The sequence below is a fragment of the Methylobacterium nigriterrae genome (assembly GCF_037106235.1).
GTDB lineage: Bacteria > Pseudomonadota > Alphaproteobacteria > Rhizobiales > Beijerinckiaceae > Methylobacterium > Methylobacterium nigriterrae.
Map to the genome: position 1 here is coordinate 1 of NZ_JBAWTG010000950.1, position 264 is coordinate 264.

A 264-nucleotide genomic window follows, 5' to 3' on the forward strand; every position below is an offset into this window, starting at 1 on the left:
GAAAGTCTTCCCAGCGCATGTCCGCCACCACTCATTGAACGCCGCCGCCGGCGCCTGTCTAATGGCCCCGGCGCCGCAACGGGTCCGCTTGCGCCAGCGCCTAGACCGATTCAGGCGGTCCCGTCGAGGGCCTGGCGCAGCAGCCGGAAGTCGCGCCAGGCGAGGCGCTTCTGCACGGGCGGGCGCAGGAGGTAGGCCGGGTGCAGGGTCGCCAGCGCGCGCACCTCCCGGTTCTCCAGCCTGTAGGGATAGAAGCGGCCCCGC

Annotated in this window: 1 pseudogene; it reads right to left on the reverse strand. The window is 72.0% G+C overall.

What is annotated here, in order from left to right:
* Positions 1-110: 110 nt before the first annotated feature.
* Positions 111-264, reverse strand: a pseudogene (locus WDW90_RS39815) (uracil-DNA glycosylase); the annotation flags it as partial.